Source organism: Pseudoalteromonas sp. SG43-1 (assembly GCF_014164415.1).
Lineage (GTDB): Bacteria > Pseudomonadota > Gammaproteobacteria > Enterobacterales > Alteromonadaceae > Pseudoalteromonas > Pseudoalteromonas distincta.
The window spans coordinates 348,782-375,134 of sequence record NZ_JACJFD010000002.1 but is presented as its reverse complement, the minus strand read 5'-3'; the positions used below and the strand labels follow the sequence as shown (position 1 = coordinate 375,134).

Here is a 26,353-nt window from a genome sequence, read left to right as displayed (position 1 = left end):
ACTCCTGAGTATCACTGATTGAATTAAAGCAGCAGTGAATCATTTTTATTGTTACGAATATTTAACTTATCGATTGTTATTGATATTAATCAGACAAACAAATCTTTTGAGGTGAATCACCACAGTGCTCGATAAAGCTAATATAGGAGAAAAGAGAAAGGCTAATAGGTTCTATAAACGCTTTATTTAGCTCGAATACTTAAAAGTATCCGAGCTAAGAGGGGGCACACACTATTTATTTTTTATGCTGAAGCTCCCACATACGGGCGTATTCTCCGGCGAGTGTAAGTAACTCATCGTGCTTACCTTGCTCAATAATTTGTCCGGCTTTGAGCACAATAATGGTGTCTGCATCGGTAATAGTAGATAACCGATGAGCAATAACAATACTCGTATGGTTACTGGCAACCTCACGCATTGCAGCAAGTATTGCTTGCTCAGAATGAGAGTCGAGTGCAGATGTTGCTTCATCAAAAATTAAAATAGGGGACTTTTTCAAAATGGCGCGGGCAATGGCAATACGCTGTTTTTCGCCGCCGGATACTTTTAAACCGCGCTCGCCAACCAGTGTTTTATCGCCTTTATCAAGTGTGCCTATAAAGTCTTTTAAATGCGCCATAGCAATGGCTTCGTCAATTTCAGCATCGCTTGCTGATGGTCTACCGTAAGCGATATTTTCACGAATGGTGGTGTTAAACAGCACGGTGTCTTGCGGCACTATTGCAATGGCTTTTCGTAAACTATTAAGTGTTACTGAGTTTATTGCTTGATTATCAATACTAATTTCACCGGCGCTTACATCATAAAAACGATAAAGCAGTCGCGCCAATGAGCTTTTACCAGCCCCACTGGCACCAACAATAGCTACTTTGCTGCCTGCTTTAACACTAAAGCTAAGATTATTAAGAATAGGGCGATGCGCATCGTAACTAAAACTTACATTATTAAATGTTATTTCACCTTGGCTAATATTGAGCTCTTTAGCATTAAGTGCATCGGTTATTTGTGGTTTTTTGTTAAGTAGCCCAAGCATGTTTTCAAGGTCGGTTAGCGCGCGTCTTATTTCGCGGTACACAAAGCCTAAAAAGTTAAGCGGTAAAAATAGCTGAATCATATATGCGTTAATCATCACAAGTTCACCAATAGAGAGTGTACCTGAAACTACTTCTGTTGAGCCCAACCACATTAACGCGGTAATAGCACAGGCAATAATAAGTGCTTGGCCTGAGTTGAGTGCGAGCAACGACATTCTATTTTTTAAACGGGCTTTTTCCCAGTTTGCTAAAAAGGTGTCGTACGTTTTTGCTTCAAACTGCTCATTATTAAAATACTTTACAGTTTCATAATTAAGTAGGCTGTCTATGGCGCGGGTATTACTTTGATTGTCGGCAGCATTTGCTTCTCTAATAAATCGGTTTCTCCACTGGGTAACCACCACAGTAAAGGTAATATAAATAGCGACTGCAAGTAATGTAATAAGCGCAAACCAAACAGAAAACAACGTGCCAAAAATAATCGCAACGGTCAGTATTTCAAACAAAGTAGGTACAATGTTAAACATTAAAAAACGCATTAAAAAGCTTAACCCACTTGTACCGCGTTCTATATCGCGGCTAATGCCACCGGTTTGCCTATCTAAATGAAAAGCCAGTTCAAGCGAGTGTAAATGCTTAAATACTTTTAAACCAATATCACGCATGGCGTGCTCGGTTACGCGAGAAAATACAGCATCTCTTATTTCACCTAAAAATACGCTAGCAAAACGCAGTGCACCGTACATCAATAACAATAAAGCGGGAATAACTATCAGTGGGTTAATCGACTTATCTACAGAGTCTATTATTTCTTTAAGCGCCCAAGGCATTAAAAGCGTAGCACCTTTTGCGCCTATAAGCGCCATAAGTGCAATAAAAACACGGCCTTTAAATTTTGTAAGGTAGGGCCAAAGCGTTTTTACACTTTGGCGTAGGTTCATGGCGTCTGGTCGTTTTTCACTGCTTTGTCTGGGGCGCATTAGTGATCTCTGTTAAAACTAAATACTTAATTAATAAGCATTGTATTTTAAATGCTTGCCCTTATATACTACGCATCCCTTATTTTAGTTTTAAAACGTGAATGTTTAAATTTAGAGTGTTTTTAACTGCCTTTTTGCTACTTGCTGCACTTTTTAGTGTGCGGAGCAATGCTATGGGCGCCTCACAAAATTTAAATATTACTGTTAGTACGCAGGTTTCGCTTACTGATATTGCCGATTTAACTAAAATACAGCCTATTAGTAAGTCTGTAGATACTGCGCAGCATAAAAAAACGCATCAAACCGATTTTGACGCGCACCAACCAAGGTTAACTGCCAATAATTCATCATTGTTTTTGCACACTGTTCAAAGTGAGCCAGAATACGATGTGGTTTTTGAATTTTTTGCTCAAAATCTTGTTAGGCATATATTCTTACGACCAAGAGCGATTAATCCTATACAGCCTTGGTATACGCTTGTAACTAATAGTAAAAAGTCGCGCTTGAGTGGCTGGAAAGACGTTAATTTACTCTACAGAGCTGTAACTACCTACCACGCTTAATTTTCCTTATTTAATTTTATTAGGTTTTAACTTTTAAAGTTTTAGCCTGCAGATTAATTGTGCTTTTAAAAAGTACGTTGCTAGCTTTGCTGGCAATAAGGATTCAACATGTTAAGTTTTAAAAAAGACAAAAAACCGTCTACGGCTAAGTTCAAATTAAGCTATATAGCCATGCTAATAGTATTGGTTTTATTAGCTATCAGCGCATTACCAAATTTATACCCAAATAAATCGTGGTTGCACATCAGTGCTGCTCCGCACAGTGAAACGCAATCTTTACCGAGCACTAAAACGCTAGTTACTTTTTTAAATAACCAAGGGTTAGAGGTTGAGCAGGGTTTAGATAAGCAATCAACTATTAATGTACTTTTAAACGAGCCAACTAAAAGCGCTCAGGCACAAGCGGCTATAAAAGCGCAATATCCAAACACGCAAGTTAAAATTGTTGAGCATGCAACCAGCCCTACATGGTTACAAAATTTTGGTTTATCACCAATAAAGCTGGGCCTTGATTTAAATGGCGGTGTGCTATTTGTATTAGACGTAGATTTAGATAAAGCCGTTGATGAGCAGTTAGTCAGTGCGTATCAACAAGCTAAATCAATCATTATTAAGCAAAAAGCACATGGCGTAAAAGCGCAGCAAACTCAGCACGGGTTTGAAATAAACGCATTGCCTAATGCAACAGACAAGTTAACCCCCGTTATTGAAGAGCTACAAAGCCGGTTTGCTAATTTTGCCGTTGTAACAAGCAATAATGGCAGCGTTAAAACTGCCAAATTTAGTTATTCAGAGCAAGGCCGCAGCAGCTTTGATAAAGAAGTAATGGGCCAAACACTTACAACCCTTCGTTCACGTATTGAAGAGTTAGGCATTACTGAAGCGGTAACACTGCAACAAGGCAAACATCGCATTCGTATAGAGCTTCCTGGCGTGCAAGATCCAACCGAAGCTAAGCGTATTATTGGTGCAACAGCATCGCTTGGTTTTTATCAATTAAAAGAAATTGGCGGGCAAACATTTAATATGCAATCGGGCGGAAAGATAAAGCTCGATCCTGTGCCAATTTTTACAGGCGATCATATTAATAATGCAAACATAGGCCGCGACGATTGGGGTAAACCATTGGTACAGCTAAGCCTAGACGGCCAAGGAGGGGATGCAATGTCGGCGTTTTCAAAAGCCAATATTGGTAAGCCAATGGCGACGGTTTACTCTGAGTATTCTCAAAATGCTAAAGGTGAAGTAGTTAAAAAAAGCGAAGTTATTAATGTTGCCAATATTGCTCAGCATTTAAGTTCGCGTTTTAGTATTACCAATATGAAAAGCCAACAAGCGGCAGCCGATCTAGCATTGTTATTACGTGCAGGCTCGCTTACAGCACCCGTTACAATTGTGCACGAACAAACAATAGGGCCAAGCCTCGGCAGCGAAAATATTAGTAATGGCTTAGCCGCGCTTATGTTAGGCATGGGTATTACGCTTGCATTTATGGCGCTTTGGTATCGCCGTTTAGGTCTTATTGCAAACGTAGCACTTATATTAAATTTAACGTCGCTTGTGGGCTTAATGTCATTATTACCAGGGGTTGTGTTAACGCTTCCGGGTATTGCAGGTCTGGTGCTAACCATAGGTATGGCGGTAGACACTAACGTAATAATATTTGAACGCATTAAAGAAGAACGTCGCCAAGGCCGTGCACCATATCAAGCTATTCAAGAGGGGTATAAACAAGCCGCAAATACAATATTTGATGCCAATATAACCACCATGATCACCGCACTTATCTTATACGGCATAGGCTATGGGCCCGTTAAAGGTTTTGCCATTACACTCGCACTGGGGCTTTTAACGTCTGTATTTACAGGTGTGTACGTATCAAAAATATTAAGCCAAACGTTGTATTTAAAAATGGGTAAAAAAGTAGGAGAAAAAGCACATGCTTAACACTTTTTTGAAAGGTGAAAAGGGCACTCGTTTACGTTTTATGGGCATGCTTTTAAGCGCCATGTTAGTGTTGCTATCCGTATTTACGCTTACGCAAAAAGGTTTAAATTTCGGCCTAGACTTTACCGGCGGTTATTTAACTGAGTTTACAACCAGCCAAAGCGTTGAGCTAAAAGAGCTTCAATCGTTTATTGCTAAAAATCACAACGGTGAGTTTGAGCTAACCGCGCAAGGTAATAGCCATTTTCAATTAAGAGAAGCGCCAAGTGCATCAGCCACAGCTAATAGCCTTGATTGGCAAAGCGCTGTTACACAAAACGATGATATAAACGCACAAGTATTATCGTCAGCTTATATTGGCTCACAAGTGGGCGATGAGTTATTTGATCAGGGTTGTTTAGCCATGTTTGCTGCAATGATTGCGGTAATGATTTACCTTGCAGTGCGTTTTGAATGGCGATTAGCGGTAGGCTCTGTGGTTGCGCTAGTGCACGATTTAATACTCGTTCTTGGGTTATTTTCACTATTACAAATTGAGTTTAACCTGACCGTGCTGGCCAGCTTACTGGCTATTATTGGTTACTCACTTAACGACTCAATAATAGTGGGGGATAGAGTGCGTGAGCTTTTACGTGTTCAATCAAATAATGTACTTAGCCCAGCGACTATTATTAATAATGCGATTAAAAGCACACTAACGCGCACCTTAATAACGTCGGGTACCACACTTGCGACGGTTGCGAGCGTTTGGTTACTTGCAGGCGCACCACTGCAAGGCTTTGCTATAGCATTATTTACCGGCATTGTAGTGGGTACGTTCTCGTCTATTTGTATAGCGGCAACCTTGCCAGAGCTATTGGGCTTAAGCGCTAAAAACTACGAAGTTAAAGTAGATGCCCACACGCAAACATTATTAGATATGCCATAAGGTTTTTAATAAAGCACAAGCAAAGAGCTGCACCAACCAACAGCTCTTTACTTGTTTAATGCTAATTTAAGCCCCGCTAGTATTCCCACCAAACTTACGGGGGTTTAAAACAATGGTTTTAAGCCTAGCAAAAATGTTAAACTAACTGCCTTATTTTTACTGCCAGTATTGTATTAATCCCCATGAATAAAACCCACGTTATCGAACATCTTCGTTTTGCGCTAGAAGCGCAGCTTACAACAGCAAAAGTAGCGGCAAAAACCGCGCACGACACCGCCACACATGAAGAAAACATAGCCGAAAACAAATACGATACCCTAGGGCTCGAAGCCGCTTATTTAGCACAAGGCCAAGCCCAGCGCGTAAACGATTGCTATAAAAGCATAGAATTGTTCGAACCTGCCTTTAATGAAAAACCAACCGACAAAATAGCTATCGGTTCGTTGGTGTGTTTAGAAGATGATAACGCAGCCCAAAAATGGTTTTATTTAGGCCCTGCAGCTGGTGGTTTAACAGTAAACGTTAAAAAGCACGCAATTGCTGTTGTAACACCCGGCGCACCAATGGGTAAGCAGTTACTAAATAAACAGATTGATGATGAAATTACGTTAACAATTGCAGGTAAAGCCCACGAATATGTAGTGGTAGAGATTTTATAAAGCTTTGGTTTTTAAGAGAGAAACGTTTACTGGCAGAGCCATACCAAAGTAATAAACGCTTTTTTATAAATTAATTGTCGGATGGCATGGCTTCGCCACTTATCCGACCTACGTCAATGCTTTAATACCTGACGTGGTGAATATGTAATCTTTAAATGTAGGTCGGATAAGCGAAGCGCCATCCGACAAAGGTAATTTTGTCTCATAACACTATTAAAAGTCGTTTTGGTGCAAAACAACAGAGCCTATTTTATAACATGGCTAATCATTTGTTTACATTGAAGTTATTTAGTGGAATTACTGGGCTAAGTAATACACGTCGTTTTGGGATGTTATAAAACCCCAAAGTGGTGTTCGGTAAGTTGCTAGTTCACTACATCAATTTAGGAGTTCATTTAAAGCACATGAATAATAATTTAGTCAAAGTTTGCTATACAGGTGAAACTGGTTCTAGCGATATAAGAACATTTCATAGAGATGATATTTTATATGTTTCTTTAAGAGACGTACTTATTACGTTAAATAAAGAAAATCGTGAAATTAATGAAAATCATGTCGCTAAATCTATGGTGAACGTGCTTAAAGGGCAATTGAATGCGCTTGATTCAGATGAATATATTATGGAACCAGTCATAGGTGGCAAGTATTCTGATGATGAAGAAATTTTTGTTACACAACCTGGGTTATATCGAGTTTTATCTAGTGATAAAACTATTGCAGGTAAAACTTTCCAAAGATGGTTGTTTCATGAGGTTGTACCTTCATTAACCAAATATGGTGAATACCCACCACCGTTAGTTTCTCAAGACTCTGATGTTAAAAGGCTAGCTACTACTCTTTTAATGGAAATTGAACAAAGAGAAGAGTTGGAACGTAAAACTCAGGAACAATTTAATACACATGAAAAAATGCTAAATCATCTTGGCAATAAATTACAAAATATAGAATCGAACAATCAACAAATTGATTTTATGTGTGTTATGGATTTTTGTAATTTACACGGAATTGACAAAACAGAGGAGCAGCTTGTTCTTGGGTGGTGTATAAAAATCTGTGCAGAAAAAGGAGAACCATCAAGAAGAGTCATAGTTAAATCGCAGGAAGTTCTTCAATTCCCTATGTATGTATTAGTTGCTGCAGCTAAAGAATTACAAATAGATAAATAATTAGGGGACACCCAGCCTAATTACCAACACGATAAACTATTACCTTTGTTCATAAATCTATTGTCGGATGGCATGGCTTTGCCATTTATCCGACCTACGCCAATGTTGTATATATCCTAAATTTACGCTTTATTTATCTAATAGGTATCTAATAATATAGTGGACATACAATGCAATATCGTCGGAATTATGTAAAAGGAGGGTCATATTTTTTTACTGTTAATTTGCTCGACCGTAATAAATCGTTGTTAGTTGAGCATATTGATTTATTAAGAGAGTCTATCCGCGTTGTTAAATTCCAAAGGCCATTTTATATAGATGCATGGGTTGTGCTACCCGATCACCTTCATGCGGTTTTAACCTTGCCAGACAACGATACGGATTATTCTGGGCGCTGGCGAGAAATTAAAAAGCGATTTTCAAAATCACTCCCAAAAACAGAGTTTTTAACTCAAACAAGAAAACGTAAAAATGAGCGAGGAATTTGGCAACGCCGTTTTTGGGAACATACCATCAGGGATGATAATGATTATTGGCACCATGTTAACTATGTTCATTTTAATCCGTTAAAGCATGGTCTAGTTAGTCGAATAGTTGATTGGCCTTATTCAAGTTTTCACAGAGCCGTAAAGCGAGGGATTTATACGAATAACTGGTGTGGCGAAAAGATATAAATTATTTGTAGGTCGGATAAGCGAAGCGCCATCCGACAAAGCCATAGCAACATAATACACTTTAGCTTTGTACAAAAGTTTGTTGTTGAATGAAATAACTTTGGCCTTTATTACGCGTCGGATGGCATGGCTTCGCCATTTATCCGACCTGCGAATTAGCTTTTTTCACAAATTTCGCTGTTACCATCATTTCGCCAATGCCTTCTACTTTACAATCAAGTTCGTGATCTTTTTTATCAAGCACTCTTCTAACGACCGCTTTGGTGCCAATTTTAATTACTTGCGAGCTGCCTTTAATTTTTAAATCTTTGGCTACGGTCACTTTATCGCCATCATTAAGTAAAGTGCCGTTGGCATCTTTTACTAAAATTGCGTCTTCATCATTTGTAGTATTTGGGTTCCACTCATGGGCGCACTCGGGGCAAATAAGCAGTTGTTGGTCTTCGTAAACATATTCACATTGGCATTTTGGGCAAGCAGGCAGCGACATTTTTAACTCTCATAAGGTGTTGTTTTGCGTATTTTAATCTGCATTATTAGTTAATCAATATTTTTCATCTTCACGCTAAAAATATCTCGTTTGTGCGTTTTTAAAAAAGGGCATATAAAGCACATGTCGCTTAAGCAATTTAAGCGCTAACTCGTACAGTAGGTACCTGTTAAAGCACCCATCATATTAAGTGATTCGCGCAATGCCCACTTAGTACGATGGGTGTTTCTATTTATAATGCTTAGTATTTTACTAAGCATGCTTTTTATATTTTGACTTAACTAGGAAAAGTCGTGTTTAAAACCTTAATTGTGGTTGATAACAACGAGCAAACGCTTGCTCAATCGTTCGAAAATGTAATTACGTTTAATACCTACTTACGTGATTACCCAAAACATAACGAACCAAAAACACGCATTATTAATCTGTGCGACTCAAGCCAATACTTGAGCAAAGGTTACTATTGCTCATTACTTGCAGAGGCGCGCAAGCACCAAGTTTTACCCAGTGTAAAAACCATTAATGCTCTTCGTAGTGGCCAAGCTCCTATGTTAAATGTGGGCCAAATAGATGGCACACTTTACTTTGGTAATGCCCAAAACGATTTACAATCAAAAGCGGCAAAGTCGGTATTTAAACAATACCCAGCGCCTATTTTATTTGTTGATGAACAAGGATTATTGCAACAAGGCTCGATGTCGTCTTTAAGCGAGCAGCAGTACAGCGAATTTATAGCCAAGCTAGATAACTTTACTAAAACGCAGTGGCGTATTAGTTCTGTGCAACGTCGTTTTAGATGGGACATGGCAATACTTGTTGATCATAACGAAAAAGTACCACCGAGTGACAAAGACGCCATTGCACGTTTTATTAAAGCAGCTGCTAAACACGGTATTTATGCACAAGCATTAAGCTTTGACGAAATTGATAACATTGCCCAGTTTGATGCGTTATTTATTCGCCAAACTACAGCGATTGATCACCCAACGTATCGCCTTGCAAGCAAAGCGCAAAGCCTGGGTTTAGTGGTTATTGACGATGCTGAGTCTATTTTACGTTGTTGTAATAAAGTGTATTTACACGATGCATTTAATTATCAAAAAGTGCCAAGTTTAAAAACGGTTGTAGTGGCTGATCAAGCAAATGAAACGCTTGAGCAATTAGAAGAAGCGTTTACGTATCCGCTTGTTTTAAAAATGCCTGAAGGGTCGTTCTCAAAAGGTGTGTTTAAAGTTTCAAACCGTGATGAGCTTGCCGCTAAGCTTACAGAGCTGTTTGAATATAGCGCATTAGTGCTTGCACAAGAGTACATGTATACCGAATATGATTGGCGAGTGGGTGTGTTAAATGGCCGTGCAATTTATGCATGCCGCTATTTAATGGCGCGTAACCATTGGCAAATTTATAACCACGACGCTAAACGGTTTTTCTCTGGCGGCTTTGAAACTCTACCAACCTTTGAGTTACCAAAAGCGGTGTTAGATGCAGCATTAAAAGCATGTAAAACAGTGGGTAGGGGTTTATATGGCGTAGATGTTAAAGAGCATCAAGGCAAAGCATATGTACTTGAAGTAAACGACAACCCAAGTATTGATCACAAGGTAGAAGACGGCTATTTAGGCGACGAGCTATACATGATCATTATGGATGAGTTTAAACAACGCTTAGAAGCACGAGGCCGTGGGTAATAACATGAGCAACCTTGTTATTCGAAAGGCGCTTAGTAGTGATTTAAATGCACTGATTGACGTTGAAAACGCTTGCTTTAATAACGATAAATTAAGTCCGCGTAGTTTAAAACGCTGGCTTAGTGCAAAACACGGTATTTTACTCGTTGCCCAAAATGGCGAGCAAGTATGTGGATATGGATTAGTGTGGTGCCATAAAGGGACTCGTTTAGCGCGTTTATATTCGCTTGCTGTAAAACCCACAATGCAAGGTAAGGGCGTTGCAAAGACATTGCTTACTAGCCTTGAAAAAGAAACGTATGAGCGAGGGCGTATTTACCTTCGTTTAGAAGTGGCTGTAAATAACGAAGGTGCGATAGGGCTTTATAAAAGCTTAGGTTACAGAGTGTTTGGTCAATATAGCGATTATTACGATGACCACAGTGACGCACTACGAATGCAAAAAAACATTCGACAAACGAGTGAGTTAAAAGTGGCGCGTTTAACGCCGTGGTATCAGCAAACTACTGAGTTTACGTGCGGACCTGCTGCACTATTAATGGCAATGGGCGCACTTGAGCCAACAACTGAGCTTACCCAATCGCATGAGCTGGCACTTTGGCGTGAAGGTACCACCATTTTTATGACATCGGGTCATGGTGGTTGCCATCCGTTTGGTTTGGCACTTGGGGCTAATAAGCGTGGTTTCAAAAGCGAGGTAATGGTTAATACCACAGAGCCTTTGTTTTTAGATGGCGTACGTAACGAAAACAAAAAAGTGGTACTTGCCACCGTGCATCAACAATTTGTAGATGGTATTGCACAAGCAAATATACCGCTTACGTATAAAGATGTAGAGCTTGAGCATATTGAGCAGTGGTTAAGTAAAGGCTTTAGTGTGCTGTTATTAATTAGTACATACAGTTTTGATGGTAAAAAATCGCCACACTGGGTGTGTGTTACGCACCTTGATGAGCACTGCGTGTATGTTCACGATCCGTTTTGTGAGCCCGGTAACGATAAACAGCTCGCAATAGATTGCCAATATGTACCTATTGCACGAAGTGATTTTAGCAAAATGTCAGCGTTTGGTAGCCAACGTTTAAGAACGGCGGTGGCTATAGCTAATAAAATATAAGGTTAACAGTGACTTTTTTAGATTTAATTGATGTAGCCCCGTATTCATGGGCAGCTATTGGTACTGCGGCTTTTTGTGGTGCTATTATTGGAATAGAGCGCCAATTGCGCGGCAAGCCTGTAGGTATTCGTACATCAGCCCTAATAACGTTGGGTACGTATTTGTTTTTATCCACTGCGTTTAATTTACAAGGGGATGTAATAGATCATTCTCGTGTAGTTGGGCAAATAATTACAGGTATTGGCTTTTTAGGGGCAGGCGTTATGCTCGCAAAAGATGGTGCGGTAGTTGGCGTAACCTCTGCTGCAACCATTTGGGTGCTTGCATCAATAGGCGTGATGATAGCGACAGAAAACCTTGGGGCTGCAATAAAACTCTCGGTGCTGGTGGTCGGTATTTTATACGGTGTAGACGTACTTGAGGCTAAATTTAAAAGCTTAAGCAAAGGCGTACACACTAAAGTAAAAAACTATCAAAAGCGCTATTATCGAAAAGAATTTAAAGAATCAGAACGCCACTAAAAGTGGCGTTTATTAATTATAGCGTAATTGTTTGATATTGGATGGCATCTTCAATAGGAGCTGGGCGCCCAATAAAATAGCCTTGTACGTTATCAACGCCTAGTTTTCTTAGTGTGTTTAATTCATCTTGATTTTCTATACCCTCAGCTACAATTGAGCAATTAATAGCTTTGGCAAATCCGCATAGTGCTTTAGCTAATAAAAACTTTCTACTGTCTTTATTTATATTTTGAGTGAGGCTTATATCTAACTTAATGATATCTGCCTCTAATTCTAAAATATGTTGAAAAGACGAATAGCCAGCTCCAACATCATCTATAGCTAATCTTACGCCTTTGCTTCTTAATGGTTGAAGTGCAGTTCGCATCGCTTGGTAGTCTAAAATAGGTGAATGTTCAGTCACTTCTAAAATTATTCTATTACAATCGATGCTTTGTAATACTTTGTCTATTGAGCCTGATAAAATATGCTGAGGTGAAGTATTTATAGTGATATAAGCTTTTTCATCAAATTGATCTAAGCAATGTAATGTATTTTGTATAGCAAGTATTTCTAATGCTTCTCCTAAACCCAGTTTTTCAGCATCTTTAAACCAAATATCAGGTGTTTTATAGGGTTCAATAAAAAAGCGTGACAGAGATTCATAACCCGAAAGTTGGTTGGTTGATAAATTAAATATGGGCTGAAAATAAATCGTAATATCGTTTGTTTTTATAATATTTTCAATAAGCGACTTTGACTCATTATTTAAAATGTCAGACTGAACTTTTTTTTCGATTAACTCAGTAGCTATTTCAGAAATGAGCCTAAGAAATGACAAATCTTTGTCGTTCAGGGCATTGTCTAATACGGTTTTATAACAGCAAAAAGTTCCATAAACTTTTCCGGTGGATAAAATAATGGGTACACCAATATAAGAGCCAATATTTAGCTTTTCTGTGACTGGCATGTTGCGGGTTATTGGGTGCTCAAGAGTATTAGGGATTATTTGTTCTAGCTCGTTATCAGATATTTTTTTACAGTAAGTTTCGCAAATTGGATCTGAATTACCTACTGATACGCATGTATTTGTAGTTTGGTTATCTACCACTTTAAAAACGCGCTCAGTATTGGTGAATTTTGAAATAAACGCGACTTCCATACTTAAATGTTTTCGTACAAGTGAAAGTAACTTTAATAACTTTGATTCAATAGAAGCATCGCTTTGTGGATCAAAAAGGTGCTTACTAAGTTTATCTCTCATGCAGTTACCTTGGTATGGCGTAAATTATATTATTGATAAGAGTATAATTTATGTATAAAAAAATGCCAATTTAGAGTGTCGTCGCTGGTTAGCCAAACAACTTTCTCCTAACTACTTTTCTGTAGCCACTGGGTGTTTGGCTTAATACTTTTTTAAACACGCGGGTTAAATGCCCTTGGTCGTTATATCCCACTTCTAAAGCCACTTCTTGAATTGATAAATTTGATGATGCTAATAACTCTTTCGCACCTTCTACGCGTAATTGTTGCCAATACTCAATAGGGCTTTGGTTCGTTGCGGCTCTAAAGCGGCGGGTAAAAGTACGATAGCTTAAGCTAAATTGGGCAGCGACTTCTTGCAAGTTTAGCTCGGTGGCTAAATTCGTTTTTAGCCAAAATTGAATTTGCGCAATTAGCTCATCGGGGTGGCGGTCTACTGCACCTTCTAAATAGCGTTGATCTTCGTAGGGTTTGCGTATTTCGTGCGAAAAATTACGCTCTACATGCTGCGCGGCGGCTTTTGTGTAGTACTGGCTGATAATATGTACGATAACATCTGCAAGGGCATTAAGGCTTGCTACGGTATACATGCGCTCTGATTGGGTTATAAAAAAGTCGGGCTTTAAGCGCACCTGCGGGTAGTCATGGCTAAATTGTTTGGCGTAATGCCAATGGGTGGTAGCAGGGTGGCCATCAAGTAAGCCAGCCTCAGCTAATAAACAGTTGCCAGTACCGACACCAATTATATGGCTGCCTGCGCTAAAGCTTTCACTTAGCCAATCAACTATTTCTTGATTTGTTCGCACCACTGGGCGTGGGTTTCGCCAAATACCCGGCACTATAATCAAATCGCTGTAGGGCGCGTTAGTTGTTATGCAATCAGGATTTATAGCAAGGCCTGCACGGGTGGGTATAGATTCAGCACTTTTAGCCACTAAATTTATAGCAAGTGGCCTAAAGCTTTGCTTATCAAGATGCCCTTTAGCAAAGGCCTCGCCGGCTCTTAGCATTTCTATAGGCAGCGTTAAACTAGTCACTAATAAATGCGGATATACCGCTATAGCAATGTTTAGTGGTGGATTAGTGTGTTTATCAGTCATATAAATGCTCCGACCAGTACATTTTGGCCTTTTGTGCTGAATATTTGGCTATTAAAGCACAATGCGTGGTGCATAATCCATTTAAACTGCCTCTTCTCCTTATAACACGTTTCTAAAAGGTAAATTATGACAGCATTACCCGTTATAGTAGGCATGGGTGGCATTAACGCCGCTGGCCGTACTTCTTTTCATCAAGGTTATCGCCGTATCGTGTTAGATAGTTTAAATGCTCAAGATCGCAGTGAAACATTTTTAGGCCTCGCCACACTGATGAATCTAGTAAGCGTTGTAAACGGCCAATTACAAGATACACAAGGTAATAATGTTGAGCAAAGCGACATAGAAGCACGCTTTGGTGAGCAAATTATTGCTGGTACACTTATTCGTAAAATTGAAAAAGAACACTTTGATGCCGATGCCACACCGTGGCAGCAAAAAATGACACTAACCGCATCAAGCGATAACGCAATTGTGTTTGAAACGCGCGCTCGCGACTTACCTGCACCAGTTCCTGCTAGCTGGCAAGTTGAAGAGCTTGAAGGCAAAAAAGTTAAAGTAACTATTGCAGCCGACTTAGACGTAAAGCACGACTCAACACGCGATAACCCAATTAAATCTGCAGGGCAGTTTCCTACAGGGTTTGATCCGTCTGTTATGTATAACAGCCGCTATCAGCCTCGTGGTTTGCAAGCCACTATTTTTGCAGCAACTGATGCTATTAAATCAACAGGGCTTGATTGGCAGCATATTATGAATAGCGTAGAGCCAGATAAAATTGGTACCTATTCAGCATCGGTAATTGGCCAAATGGACGACAAAGGCCTAGGCGGTTTAGTAAAGGCGCGCCAACAAGGCGACCGTGTTAGCACTAAGCAGTTAGCACTGGGCTTAAATACAATGTCGACCGATTTTATAAACGCCTATGTTACGGGCAATGTAGGGACTACATTTTCGACCTCGGGCGCATGTGCAACGTTTTTATATAATTTACGTGCAGCGGTTAATGACATACAAGCAGGGCGTACACGCGTTGCGGTTGTCGCAAGTGTTGAGTGCGCTATTACACCAGAAGTTGTAGAAGGCTTTGGTAACATGAGCGCACTTGCAAACGTTGAAGGGCTGCGTCGTTTAGATAACTTATCAAATGATGAAGAACCAGACTACCGTAATAGCAGCCGCCCATTTGGCGATAACTGTGGCTTTACATTAGGTGAAGGCGCGCAAGTTGCTATTTTAATGGATGATGCTTTAGCCCTTGAGTTGGGCGCTGATATTATGGGCAGTGTGCCGGATGTGTTTGTAAATGCAGATGGCGTTAAAAAATCAATTACGTCACCTGGACCTGGTAACTATATTACAATGGCAAAATCAGCCGCACTTGCTAGCAGCTTATTAGGTAAAGAAGCCCTGCAAGAACGTAGCTTTATTTTAGCCCATGGTTCTAGTACACCGCAAAATCGTGTAACAGAGTCTTTGATTTATCATAAAGTAGCGCAAACGTTTGCTATTGATAACTGGAAAGTAACAGCGCCAAAAGCGTATGTTGGCCATACTATTGCACCTGCAAGCGGTGACCAGTTAGCGATTGCGTTAGGCATATTTAGTCATAATATTATGCCGGGTATTACCACAATTGATAAAGTGGCTGATGATGTTTATAGCGACCATCTTGATATTCGTAATAGCCATTACGAGTGCGCTGATATGGATATTGCTTTTATAAATTCAAAAGGCTTTGGCGGAAACAATGCAACAGCGACTGTACTTTCACCAAAAGTAACAATGCAAATGCTTGCTAAGCGCCATGGCGATGATGTTATGACTAGTTACACACAGAAAAATAGTGTGGTTAGCGCTTCGCAGAAAACGTATCAAACGCAAGCAGATTTAGGCCAGTACGAGCTTATTTATCGCTTTGGCGACGGACTTATTGACGACAACGACATTGTAATAGACGAGCAAAGTATTCAGTTACCAGGCTTTGAAAAAGCAATTACGTTTAGCACAACAAACTCCTATCAAGATATGTTTTAAGCACACATACTTGTTAGCAAGGCGCTTTTTAAGCGCCTTTTTTAATGCCTAAAATATATGTAGCTATTAGATTATTTTTGTTACCCCCCAAATTTAGCTTATTAATTGAACTTATTTTTTGTGTTTATACTTGCTTTTATGTTGATCGTTTGTTTCTATTATATAAACACTATCTAGGATGGATAAAACCGATGAAAAAACTCATATTAGCGCTTTCTTTAACTTCTGCTTTTACTCAACTCCCTGCGTTTGCTGACGACTTTGTCCCTGCAGAGGTGATTAATAAAAATTACGATCAACTTACTAATACCTCACCGCGTGCGTCTCGATTAGAAGGAATTAATTTAAGTAGTTATCTTGTTGATGAAAACGGCCAAGTGAGCGATATCGAAATTGTAGCTACAGCTGGTCAAAAAAAGTATCAAAGAGAAGTAATGGATTACGTGTCTAAGCTCAACTACAAAAGTGCAAAATTAAATGGCGAGACTATACCTGTAGCAAAAACTATTACTGTAAGTTCGCAAAATTTACATGCTGGATTTTCAAATGATAAAGCGTCTCGCGGCTTTTTTAATGATTATGAACAAGCTAGTAAGTTAATCGATGAAAAGAAATACGATGAAGCTAAAAGCCGTATTAATGAGTTAGAAAACGAACATACGAAAAATACGGTTGAGATTGTTTTGCTTGCATGGCTTAAAAGCCAGCACAGTTATTTTGTACAAGACTGGAAGAGCTTTGATCAGCACATCAACGAAGCGTTTTTATTTAGAGGTAACCTACCAGATCAAATCCAAAAGCGTGTGATAAAAAATGCATTACAATGGTTTATATCAAAACAAGATTATGTACGTGCCTATGACGCAATAGATGCGTTAGGCAATATTGAATCCATCACTTTTACACAGCAAAATAAAGAACAGTTATTAGCTCAAGTTAATGATATTTATAAAAGTTCTGGCGATATAAAACAACAAATAGAGCTATTGCCTAAGCAGGCGGTATTACCTTTATTGTCAAAAAGTGAAGTAGCGCTTGAAGCGCAAATGCCGCTAACTAAAGTTCAGTTACGCTGCGAGAACAAAGTAGTAAATTACGATACAAGTACAATTGATAAAATTGTAATTTCACAAAACGATGTGCGTTGTGGGTTATTAATTAAAAGCGCTCAAGCACAAACCGTAACGCTAAAGCAAAGTGGTGATAGCTTTTTATAAGTTTTACGTATTGGTTAATGATATAAAACCCCGCAAATATTATGCGGGGTTTGTGTTTTTACTTATATATATTTAGCAATTAAGCTATGTTTGTGGCTTCGTTTCCAAACAATGTATCGCTTAGCGAGTAGGGTTGTTAGCCCTATTACAACGGCTATAAATAAAAGTGTTGCTGTGTAACTCATGCCATAACCTTCAGGCAAACCTACGAGAGTATCTGCGTAGGTCATATCGCTAAAATTAAAGCCAAGAATAGGTATAAGTAACCAAGCGATAGCATGTAATAAATACAAATGCACAAGGTATGAAAACATACTTGTTTTACCCAGGACTTGTAAAAAGTTATGCGAAAAATCGGTTTTTAAACCACTTAATGCCTTTAAAGAAATAAGCCCAAGGCCAACTGTAAGTAACATGAACTGAAGCGAAAGCGGATACTTTGTTGGGTTTAGAAACGACATAACAGTGAGTAATGAGCTTGTATGTATAGCAAACTGTGACATGTCACCGTATAAGTTAAACCCACGTAAAATGCCATAAAGCGCAAGGCAAGTAACCCCTAATAACAATGCGTGATTCATCACTTTTTTACTGTATTGTTGCGCTTTGTAATAAACACCAGCGCAATATGCCAATGCCATTAAGCCAACAATAGGGGCAACTGGGTAGGTTGTTCTAATTTGAAAATCAAAAGGGAGATCAAGTACATTTTTTTGATGTGCAATAGACCAAGCAGTATGTGCAAATGTATTAGGCTCAAAGCTTGTTCCATCAAATAAATTATGCCCAAACACGAGTAATAAGCCTGCTACAAAAATGGCATAAATGCCCAGGAAACGCAGCAGTCCTAAAATAACAAAGCCCCAGCCGATAGCCCAAATAACTTGTGCGTATAGCATTGGGTATAATGGGTTAAAGCTCCAAGACCACGAAACAATAGTAAATTCAAACAAAATTAGCACTAAACCACGAATAATCAAGCTCTGTGAAAATGCTTTAGTGGATACATATTTATGCTCTGTTATTGCCGCAGATAGACCTGCTAAGAATACGAAGAGTGGTGCGCAAAAGTGAGAAACAAAACGCGTAAAAAAGGTAACGGGATCAGTCCCTGGAATAGTCATCGGATCGGTAACTGAGTAATTAAGGCAATAATACATACCATGGTCAATAACCATAAATATAATTATAATGCCCCGTAATATATCAATATGATGTAAGCGGTTATCGGTTGAAGGTAGCGGCATAAGAGAGCTATATAGAGTGATTTAAAACTGTATTTATTATATGTTATATTGTATCAAATTGAAATCGTGTATTTATATTTTACCAGTGATTATTACAAGTAATACGACCAATATTTGCTCGCATTACTTGTAATAATACAGCCAATTATCACTTAAACTTTTTTACATACCTTAGCGTTATAAAATTAATAATGGCAAGCAAAATGGCTATTTCGTAACGGCTATAGGCCACAGCTATACCAATTAAGCCCATATTCCAAATACTGGCTGCGGTTGCTGTACCGGAGGTTGATTTGTTATTTTTCAAAATTGCGCCACCGCCAATAAAACCAATGCCAGTAATGATGCCTTGCAACATTTTAGATTGAGCTTCTGCGCCATCTAAAACCGACATCGCTATTAATGCATACCCACACGATGCAACAGCAACAAGAGGAAAGGTACGAAGGCCTGCACCATCATGGCTACGCTCTCTGTCGTAAGCCATAGGTAGCGCAAGTAGGTAGGCAATACCTAAATGTATTAAGTTATCGATGATTTCATTCCACTGTAAATCAATTTCCATTATTGAGCCTATGCGGGTTAATTTTGTTAATAATAAGCAAACAGTGGGCCATTGCATAAATAACTAATAATCAATGGTTTATTGTAGGAAGCTGAGTTTAATAAAAATTATTGAGGAAACTTTTACATGTTTTTATTACTATTTTACGCGATAGTTAATTTGATCTGAGTTTTAAAGCCCCGTATTCTTTTATCATACCTAAAAGACACCTATGTGAACCTTTTGCCTTTAAATAAAACATTAATCACACCCACTAAACTTGAAAAAACAGCGTTACTATTTTGCGCTGGGTTATCTGTTTTTGCTTTTTTATTTCCTGAACTTCTCACAGAACACTTACAACCTACCATTAATAAAATTTTAGGTTATTTAGGGTCGCCATTTTTTATATTGCAGCTGGTGGGTGTTACAAGAAAGTTTATAAATGATTTTAGGTAGTAATACTTACATTTTTTTACAGAGTTACAATAAAAAACGTATACAATTTAGGTAATATTTTGTTAAGGATGAATGATGAAAACAATTATTGTACTTTTGTTTTTTTATTGCCTTTCTGGCTGTTCAGTTGCGGGCGCTATTATTGATGGGCAAGCACAATCTCAGGCGCGTAATGATAAAAATAGTATTAGCCCGGCGCAGTCAACACCTTATAAAAACCCACTAGAGCCAGTACCTACAGATAAAAACGGATTTAACTTTACTGATATGGGATTAAAGATAGATTCGGCTCTTGTTAGCCTAGTTAAAGGGGAAAGCACTACTACGCAAGTATGTAGGCAGGTCACTAAAAGTCTAAAAGAGTGTGTAGAGGTAGAAAAGTCATCTCTACACACTAATGAGGCTAAGCAGTTAAAAACTGATGATGAAATAATAAGTGTTGGTCAATAAAGCTGCTTATAAAAAAGTAGCTATGATCGTAGCCTGCTTGCATTTCAAGTGTAAGCGGGTAGCTTTTTTTATCAGCAATAGCGACTAAGTTTTCTGGCTTAAGTTGCTCTTGTAAAAAACCATCGGCATCACCTTGACTCACTAACATGGGTAAGTAATGAGCTTGCTCTGCGTTTTTCATCAGCTCGCAGCTGTCGTATTGCTTCCAAAGCGCTTTATCATTTCCTAAATAACCAGTAAATGCTTTTACACCCCAAGGGCATTCAATCGGATTTACAATAGGGCTAAAAGCCGAGGCACTTACAAAAGCAGTCGGGTTTTTAAGTGCGACCATTAATGCACCGTGCCCGCCCATAGAGTGACCACTAATTGCTTTTGTACTTGTTACCGGAAAATGTTGTTCTATCAATGCTGGTAATTCCCTAACAACATAATCGTACATATTAAAATGGGTGTTGTAAGGAGCTTGCGTGGCATTTACGTAAAAGCCTGCGCCTTGTGCAAAGTCGTAGCTGTCTTCATTGGGTACGTTTTCGCCACGCGGGCTAGTGTCAGGCGCTACAATAGCAATACCCAGCTCTGCTGCTTTTTTAAATGCACCGGCTTTTTGCATAAAATTTTCGTCGGTACAGGTTAATCCCGATAACCAATAAAGTACCGGTACTTTATTTGCTTCACTTGCGCCAGGTGGTAAAAATACGGCAAAGCGCATAGTGCAATGTGTACTTTGCGAGCTGTGAGTATATTGCTTATGCCAACCGCCAGACACTTTTACACTTGAGATATTTTCTAACATACTTAATCCTTAAAAGCCGTAAACTTAAAAGTATTACGGCTTATTAATAAGCTATTTTACGAATGCAGTTTATTAGTAATGAATGACTGTACGAATACTTTTGCCTTCGTGCATTAAATCAAACGCTTCGTTAATATCTTCAAGGCTCATTGTGTGAGTAATAAAGTCGCTAAGAGCAAATTCACCTGCCATGTAACGCTCAACAATTTCAGGGAGTTGTGAACGGCCTTTAACGCCACCAAATGCACTACCACGCCATACACGCCCAGTTACCAGCTGAAACGGACGGGTTGATATTTCTTGGCCTGCACCTGCCACACCAATAATGACCGACTCACCCCAACCTTTGTGGCAACACTCAAGCGCTGAGCGCATTACGTCAACATTACCGATACATTCAAACGAGTAGTCAACGCCGCCATCTGTCATTTCAACAATAACTTCTTGAATTGGCTTGTCGAAATCTTTTGGGTTAATTAAATCAGTAGCACCTAGTTTTGTAGCTAAATCGAATTTAGTGGTGTTTATATCAACACCGATAATACGACCTGCACCAGCCATTTTTGCGCCAATAATCGCAGACAAACCAATACCGCCTAAGCCAAATATAGCAACAGTGTCGCCAGGCTTTACTTTAGCTGTGTTGGTAACTGCGCCCATGCCCGTTGTTACACCACAGCCTAGTAAGCAAATCTCTTCTAGTGATGCTTCTTTATTTACTTTAGCAAGTGAGATTTCTGGCAATACAGTGTACTCAGAGAACGTTGATGTACCCATGTAGTGATAAATTGGTTGGCCATCTTTAAAAAAGCGTGTAGTGCCGTCTGGCATTAGGCCTTTACCTTGTGTTTCGCGCACGGCTGAACACAGGTTAGTTTTACCTGAAGTACACATTTTACATACGCCACATTCTGCAGTGTATAAAGGAATAACATGATCCCCCACTTCAACACTCGTTACGCCTTCGCCAACTGCATAGACAACACCAGCGCCTTCGTGACCTAAAATAGCAGGAAATATGCCTTCAGGATCTTGTCCTGATAATGTAAATGCATCAGTATGACACACACCTGTAGCGGTAATTTTTACCATAACTTCGCCTTTTTTAGGCATCATCACATCAACTTCTTCAACACTAAGTGGTTGATTAGGACCCCAAGCAATGGCAGCTTTTGATTTAATAAATTCAGACATGTGTTTTATTTCCTTTAACTGGCTATTAAAAAATAATTGTAGACCCAATTTGCTTGGGTGATGGGCTTATTGTATTTGTTTCTCAAATAATGATAATCTCAATTTTATTAAAACACTTTTACAGTATGGTAATAATGGCACGTTGGGATGGAATTGATGAGTTTATAGCGGTTGGTGAAGAGGGCAGCTTTACTGCGGCTGCAAAAATGCTTGGGCTTTCGGTTGCGCATATTAGCCGCCATGTTACGGCGCTTGAGCAACGTTTAAATACCCAGCTTTTAACTCGTACTACTCGTAAAGTGGTTTTAACTAAAGAAGGTGAAGTGTACTTACATCAAATAAAGCACTTACAACACGCTATGGACGAGGCAACTCAAGGCCTTGCTCAGCAACAAAGTACGCCTAAAGGTAAAATAAAGCTCACAGCACCAGTTATGTACGGAGAGAGCTTTATTATGCCCATAGTGCATAATTTTATGAAGGAGCATCCCGAGGTAGAAGTTGTTGCCACACTAAGTAACGAGCAAGAAAACTTATTAGAGGGCGGATTTGATTTAGCCATAAGGTTAGGGCATTTAAAAGATTCGAGCTTAAAAGCGCGTAGGTTAAGTGCGCGGCGTTTTATTATGTGCGCTGCACCGCAGTATTTAACGCGATTTGGTGAGCCGCATACTTTAGGCGAGCTAAACAGCCATGAATGTTTAATTGGGAATAGTAGCTACTGGCGCGTAAACGAAAATGGGCGCGATAAACACATTAAAATAGCAGGGCGGCTACAGTGTAATAGTGGTTGGGCGCTGGTGGATGGCGCAAAAAAGGGGCTCGGTATTGTACAACTCCCAGACTACTACATTGAAAACGAAATTAACTCAGGGCAATTGGTGCCTATTTTAACACCCTATCAACCACAGCAAGAAGGGGTATGGGGCGTATATCCACCAAGGCAGTTTGTGGCGACTAATGTACGGGTATTGCTCGATTATTTAGTTAAAGGGCTGAAAGCTTAATCGCGAATTAATGGTTAAGCATGTATTGCTGTAAATATAGCCAAGTATCAGATTTTTAAATTATTTCTTACATTTTACGCCATACCCAAAGGCACTTTTTTCGTGCTACTATTGCTCAATACTTTTACGATAAGTGTTAAAAATAATATGTTTCAACCGGTTAGCTTATTTATAGGGCTTAGATATAGTCGCTCCTCTAAAGGAAATGCGTTTATATCGTTTATTTCGTTTTTTTCTATTGCCGGTATCGCTATTGGTTTAATGGCATTATTTACGGTAAGCAGTGTAATGAACGGGTTTGAAAATAGCCTAAAAACCAATATGCTTGGACTTATTCCGCATGTTGAAGTTAGCGCAGGTAAACACACTGCCACCCAAATGGGCACCCTTAAAACCGACCTCGAACAATCTCCTTATGTTGATCATGTAAGCTTATATCGCCACGGCGAAGCTATTTTGCAAACGAATAAAGACTTGCACGGCGTTTTACTACAAGGCCTTTATAACGACAGCGGGTCTTTGTATAAAATTACCGATAAAATAGTGCAAGGCGATTGGAAAACTGTATTAAACAAAAATTACAACATTGCTATAAGCCGTTATTTGAGTCGTAAATTAGGCGTTAGCGTGGGTGATAAGCTTCGCGTTATTATGCCTAATGCTTCAACATATACACCTCTTGGGCGAGTACCCAGCCAGCGTTTATTTAAAGTGGCCGCAATATACGAAACCGGATCTGAGATAGATATGGCACTTGCGTTTACAAGTGGCGCTTCACTACAACGGGTATTAAAGCTGGATAAAAACACTGCCCCAAATTTAAGTGTTTCATTGCACGAACCTTTCGAACTAGATGAGTTTATTGAAGCAAGCCAGCGTATTTTACAAGATCATAATTATAGTGATTGGCGCAGTACCCAAGGTACTCTATTTGCAGCCGTTGCTATGGAAAAGCGCATTATGTCTATGTTGCTTGCCCTCATTGTATTGGTGGCTGTATTTAATATTGTATCGGCATTAACCATGATGGTAAGCGAAAAACAAGGTGAAGTGGCCATACTACAAACGTTAGGTTTAACGCCTTCGCAAGTGCAAAAAGTGTTTATGGTGCAAGGCTTATATAACGGCGTAATTGGTACAGCAATAGGCGCATTTTTAGGTGTAATATTTAGTTTATATATAAATGAGCTACTTGCATTAGTGGGCTTAAACTTATTGGCAGGTATAGAGCTTCCGGTAAAATTTGATATTTTGAGTTTAGTAATAATAGCGTTTGCCAGTATTGCTATGAGCTTTTTAGCTACCTTATATCCTGCGCGTAAAGCCGCAAAAGTAAAACCAGCAGAGGTATTACGTTATGAATGATTTAGTAATTAGTTGTGAAAATTTAAGTAAAGTTTATCAAGATGGCAGCAACCAAGTTGAAGTATTAAAAGGTGTTGATTTAGCGCTGCAGCAAGGTGAAATGCTCGCTATTGTAGGGAGTTCTGGCTCTGGTAAAAGTACGCTTTTACACATACTTGGCACATTAGATACCGCAAGCTCAGGTAGCGCTAAAATTAAAAACCAAGAAGTTGCAAAACTTTCGCGAACAGAGCAAGCCGCATTTAGAAACCAAAACTTGGGCTTTATCTATCAATTTCATCACTTATTAATGGAGTTTAGCGCAGTCGAAAACGTGGCTATGCCATTATTAATTAAAGGCTTGAGTGCAAAAGAAGCCAAAGCTCAAGCGCTCGATATGCTCGAAAAAGTAGGCCTTGCACATCGCAGCTCGCATAAACCGTCTGCGCTTTCTGGTGGAGAGCGCCAACGCGTGGCTATTGCCCGTGCACTGGTTACAAAACCTGCGCTTGTGCTTGCTGATGAACCAACCGGTAATTTAGATAAACAAAATGCGATTAAAATTTACGATTTAATTAATGAGCTTAACCAAAGCTTAAACACCAGTTTTGTGGTAGTTACACACGATTTAGAACTTGCCGATAAGCTGGGCAAAATAGCTTATTTAGACGATGGAAAACTAGCTATTAAAGAGTCGCAGCATGTTGCTTAGTGCATTTTTAAGTAAACGTTTTAGAGCCTATTCAGGCCACAAAGATGAAAAAAACGGCTTTGTTAGTTTTATCGCTAAAGCGTCCACTATTGGTATTTTATTAGGTGTCGCGGTTTTAATTGTGGCGCTGTCGGTAATTAATGGTTTTGAGCAGCAACTAGTACATAGATTACTAAGTGTTGTGCCACAGGTTGAATATGTAGCACCAAGTAGACCCATCGCGAATTGGTCGCAAAAAATTGAGGATTTACAAACACAACCGCATGTAACAGGGGCTGCGCCATTTATTGCAGTGAATGGGATGGCGCAATATAAAAGCCAGCTAAAAGCGATAGAAATTCGAGGTGTAGAGCCATCGCTAGAGAGTAATGTATCGGCGGTAAATCAGTTTACCAGTGGTAAATTAGTCAGCCAGCTAGGCCTTGACGATGTAATTTTAGGTAAACAAATAGTAAAACAGTTAGACGCCAAAGTAGGCGATAACATTACATTACTTATTCCGCAAATTAGTCAAAAAGGTCAATCATTATTAGCGCCTAAACGCGTAACACTTAACCTTGCAGGTGTTATAGAAATGGGCGGACCGATTGATAGTACCGCTGCATTTATACATCTTAACAAAGCACAGCAAACATTGGGTTACGATGAAACCCAAGTAACAGGGCTGCGTTTAAGTGTTGATGATGTGTTTTCGGCGCATCAAATAGCGCTAAGAGTGGGCCAAACTATTGACGACTACGTGTATATTTCTAGTTGGTTTAGAACCCAAGGCAGCCTTTATCAAGATATTCAAATGGTGCGTACCATTGTTTATATTGTGGTGTTTTTAATTATAGCGGTAGCCAGTTTTAATATTGTATCGTCCTTGGTGATGGAAGTACGCGAAAAACAAGGCAATATCGCAATTTTAAAAACCATGGGCGCGAAAGACAGTACTATTTTAGCCACCTTTGTAATGCAAGGCTTAATGCAAGCATTTGTAGGCGTGGCACTAGGGACACTAATTGGCGTGGTATTAGCGCTTAATATAAGTGAGCTTTTTACGTGGATAAGCCAATTATTTGGAGCCAATCCGCTTGAGGGCGTTTATTTTATAGAGTTTTTACCAAGTAAATTAGTACTTGAAGACATTGGTATTACAGTGATTGTTACGTTTGTGCTTGCGATACTTGCCACTATTTATCCTGCATGGCAAGCAACGCGCGTAGATCCTGCCAAGGTGCTTGGTAACTAGGTATAA

24 protein-coding genes are annotated in these 26,353 nt (G+C 39.3%); 16 read left to right on the top strand and 8 right to left on the bottom strand.

Annotation, left to right across the window (positions count from 1 at the left end; translation table 11 throughout):
• Positions 1-235: 235 nt before the first annotated feature.
• A complete protein-coding gene (locus H5159_RS03815; RefSeq protein WP_182779748.1) occupies positions 236-2,014 on the bottom strand; it encodes an ABC transporter ATP-binding protein/permease in 1,779 nt (592 codons plus the stop codon).
• 101 nt (positions 2,015-2,115) lie between these two features.
• Between H5159_RS03815 and H5159_RS03810 the strand changes: the two genes are divergently transcribed.
• From H5159_RS03810 to H5159_RS03785, 6 genes are all read left to right on the top strand, one after another.
• A complete protein-coding gene (locus H5159_RS03810; RefSeq protein WP_182779747.1) occupies positions 2,116-2,577 on the top strand; it encodes a hypothetical protein in 462 nt (153 codons plus the stop codon).
• A 108-nt stretch (positions 2,578-2,685) separates the two neighbouring features.
• Positions 2,686-4,524 (top strand): protein translocase subunit SecD, encoded by a 1,839-nt coding sequence (gene secD, locus H5159_RS03805; RefSeq protein ID WP_182779746.1) that lies wholly within the window; start codon positions 2,686-2,688, stop codon positions 4,522-4,524.
• Positions 4,517-5,452, top strand: coding sequence for a protein translocase subunit SecF (gene secF, locus H5159_RS03800; RefSeq protein WP_182779745.1), 936 nt, complete (start codon positions 4,517-4,519; stop codon positions 5,450-5,452). The genes secD and secF overlap by 8 nt, the downstream gene beginning before the upstream one ends.
• A gap of 182 nt (positions 5,453-5,634) precedes the next feature.
• Positions 5,635-6,111, top strand: a complete 477-nt coding sequence (locus H5159_RS03795) for a GreA/GreB family elongation factor (protein WP_010555055.1) — start codon at positions 5,635-5,637, stop codon at positions 6,109-6,111.
• A 404-nt stretch (positions 6,112-6,515) separates the two neighbouring features.
• A complete protein-coding gene (locus H5159_RS03790) occupies positions 6,516-7,277 on the top strand; it encodes a BRO family protein (protein WP_182715336.1) in 762 nt (253 codons plus the stop codon).
• 170 nt (positions 7,278-7,447) lie between these two features.
• Complete coding sequence (locus H5159_RS03785; protein WP_182715337.1) at positions 7,448-7,951, top strand: REP-associated tyrosine transposase; 504 nt, start codon at positions 7,448-7,450, stop codon at positions 7,949-7,951.
• Between the two features lie 139 nt (positions 7,952-8,090).
• Here the strand turns inward: H5159_RS03785 and H5159_RS03780 are convergent, their stop codons facing one another.
• The gene (locus H5159_RS03780; RefSeq protein WP_182715338.1) at positions 8,091-8,441 is read right to left on the bottom strand and encodes a zinc ribbon domain-containing protein YjdM; all 351 of its coding nucleotides are present in this window, start codon (positions 8,439-8,441) and stop codon (positions 8,091-8,093) included.
• Between the two features lie 293 nt (positions 8,442-8,734).
• Here H5159_RS03780 and H5159_RS03775 point away from each other — a divergent pair, with 293 nt between their 5' ends.
• From H5159_RS03775 to H5159_RS03765, 3 genes are read left to right on the top strand one after another with little or no spacing between them, the layout of a single operon-like run.
• The gene (locus H5159_RS03775) at positions 8,735-10,129 is read left to right on the top strand and encodes a RimK family protein (RefSeq protein ID WP_182779744.1); all 1,395 of its coding nucleotides are present in this window, start codon (positions 8,735-8,737) and stop codon (positions 10,127-10,129) included.
• A gap of 4 nt (positions 10,130-10,133) precedes the next feature.
• A complete protein-coding gene (locus tag H5159_RS03770) occupies positions 10,134-11,246 on the top strand; it encodes a GNAT family N-acetyltransferase/peptidase C39 family protein (protein ID WP_182694986.1) in 1,113 nt (370 codons plus the stop codon).
• Between the two features lie 8 nt (positions 11,247-11,254).
• The gene (locus H5159_RS03765; protein ID WP_182779743.1) at positions 11,255-11,767 is read left to right on the top strand and encodes an MgtC/SapB family protein; all 513 of its coding nucleotides are present in this window, start codon (positions 11,255-11,257) and stop codon (positions 11,765-11,767) included.
• Positions 11,768-11,783: 16 nt separating this feature from the next.
• Here the strand turns inward: H5159_RS03765 and H5159_RS03760 are convergent, their stop codons facing one another.
• Both H5159_RS03760 and H5159_RS03755 read right to left on the bottom strand, forming a co-directional pair.
• A complete protein-coding gene (locus H5159_RS03760) occupies positions 11,784-13,010 on the bottom strand; it encodes an EAL domain-containing protein (RefSeq protein WP_182715340.1) in 1,227 nt (408 codons plus the stop codon).
• Between the two features lie 88 nt (positions 13,011-13,098).
• A complete protein-coding gene (locus H5159_RS03755; protein WP_138488986.1) occupies positions 13,099-14,109 on the bottom strand; it encodes a GlxA family transcriptional regulator in 1,011 nt (336 codons plus the stop codon).
• A 126-nt stretch (positions 14,110-14,235) separates the two neighbouring features.
• Here H5159_RS03755 and H5159_RS03750 point away from each other — a divergent pair, with 126 nt between their 5' ends.
• Both H5159_RS03750 and H5159_RS03745 read left to right on the top strand, forming a co-directional pair.
• Positions 14,236-16,143: a beta-ketoacyl synthase gene (locus tag H5159_RS03750; protein ID WP_096792990.1), complete on the top strand. Its 1,908-nt coding sequence runs from the start codon at positions 14,236-14,238 to the stop codon at positions 16,141-16,143.
• 191 nt (positions 16,144-16,334) lie between these two features.
• On the top strand, positions 16,335-17,360 hold the full coding sequence (locus tag H5159_RS03745; protein WP_039489859.1) for an energy transducer TonB: 1,026 nt from the start codon (positions 16,335-16,337) through the stop codon (positions 17,358-17,360).
• 62 nt (positions 17,361-17,422) lie between these two features.
• Here the strand turns inward: H5159_RS03745 and H5159_RS03740 are convergent, their stop codons facing one another.
• Positions 17,423-18,607, bottom strand: a complete 1,185-nt coding sequence (locus tag H5159_RS03740; RefSeq protein WP_182736477.1) for a DUF1624 domain-containing protein — start codon at positions 18,605-18,607, stop codon at positions 17,423-17,425.
• Positions 18,608-18,755: 148 nt separating this feature from the next.
• Positions 18,756-19,172: an MgtC/SapB family protein gene (locus H5159_RS03735; RefSeq protein ID WP_002960738.1), complete on the bottom strand. Its 417-nt coding sequence runs from the start codon at positions 19,170-19,172 to the stop codon at positions 18,756-18,758.
• Between the two features lie 513 nt (positions 19,173-19,685).
• On the opposite strand from H5159_RS03735, the gene H5159_RS03730 reads away from it, so the two are divergent.
• Positions 19,686-20,060 (top strand): hypothetical protein, encoded by a 375-nt coding sequence (locus H5159_RS03730; protein WP_182779742.1) that lies wholly within the window; start codon positions 19,686-19,688, stop codon positions 20,058-20,060.
• Here the strand turns inward: H5159_RS03730 and fghA are convergent.
• Together fghA and H5159_RS03720 are read right to left on the bottom strand one after the other, a co-directional pair.
• Positions 20,014-20,856 carry an S-formylglutathione hydrolase gene (gene fghA, locus H5159_RS03725; RefSeq protein WP_182779741.1) on the bottom strand — a complete coding sequence of 281 codons (843 nt, stop codon included), beginning with the start codon at positions 20,854-20,856 and terminating at the stop codon, positions 20,014-20,016. The genes H5159_RS03730 and fghA overlap by 47 nt on opposite strands.
• A gap of 72 nt (positions 20,857-20,928) precedes the next feature.
• Positions 20,929-22,050, bottom strand: a complete 1,122-nt coding sequence (locus H5159_RS03720; RefSeq protein WP_002960732.1) for an S-(hydroxymethyl)glutathione dehydrogenase/class III alcohol dehydrogenase — start codon at positions 22,048-22,050, stop codon at positions 20,929-20,931.
• 134 nt (positions 22,051-22,184) lie between these two features.
• Here H5159_RS03720 and H5159_RS03715 point away from each other — a divergent pair, with 134 nt between their 5' ends.
• The 4 genes from H5159_RS03715 to H5159_RS03700 all read left to right on the top strand — a co-directional run bounded on the left by H5159_RS03715 (position 22,185) and on the right by H5159_RS03700 (position 26,347).
• The gene (locus tag H5159_RS03715) at positions 22,185-23,057 is read left to right on the top strand and encodes a LysR family transcriptional regulator (RefSeq protein WP_182694990.1); all 873 of its coding nucleotides are present in this window, start codon (positions 22,185-22,187) and stop codon (positions 23,055-23,057) included.
• A gap of 147 nt (positions 23,058-23,204) precedes the next feature.
• Positions 23,205-24,422 (top strand): lipoprotein-releasing ABC transporter permease subunit, encoded by a 1,218-nt coding sequence (locus H5159_RS03710; protein ID WP_024595632.1) that lies wholly within the window; start codon positions 23,205-23,207, stop codon positions 24,420-24,422.
• Positions 24,415-25,113, top strand: coding sequence for a lipoprotein-releasing ABC transporter ATP-binding protein LolD (gene lolD / locus H5159_RS03705; RefSeq protein ID WP_007375330.1), 699 nt, complete (start codon positions 24,415-24,417; stop codon positions 25,111-25,113). The genes H5159_RS03710 and lolD overlap by 8 nt, the downstream gene beginning before the upstream one ends.
• Entirely contained in the window at positions 25,103-26,347 is a 1,245-nt protein-coding gene (locus tag H5159_RS03700) for a lipoprotein-releasing ABC transporter permease subunit (RefSeq protein WP_182692978.1), read from the top strand. Before lolD ends, H5159_RS03700 begins: the two co-directional genes overlap by 11 nt.
• The last annotated feature ends 6 nt before the right edge of the window (positions 26,348-26,353 follow it).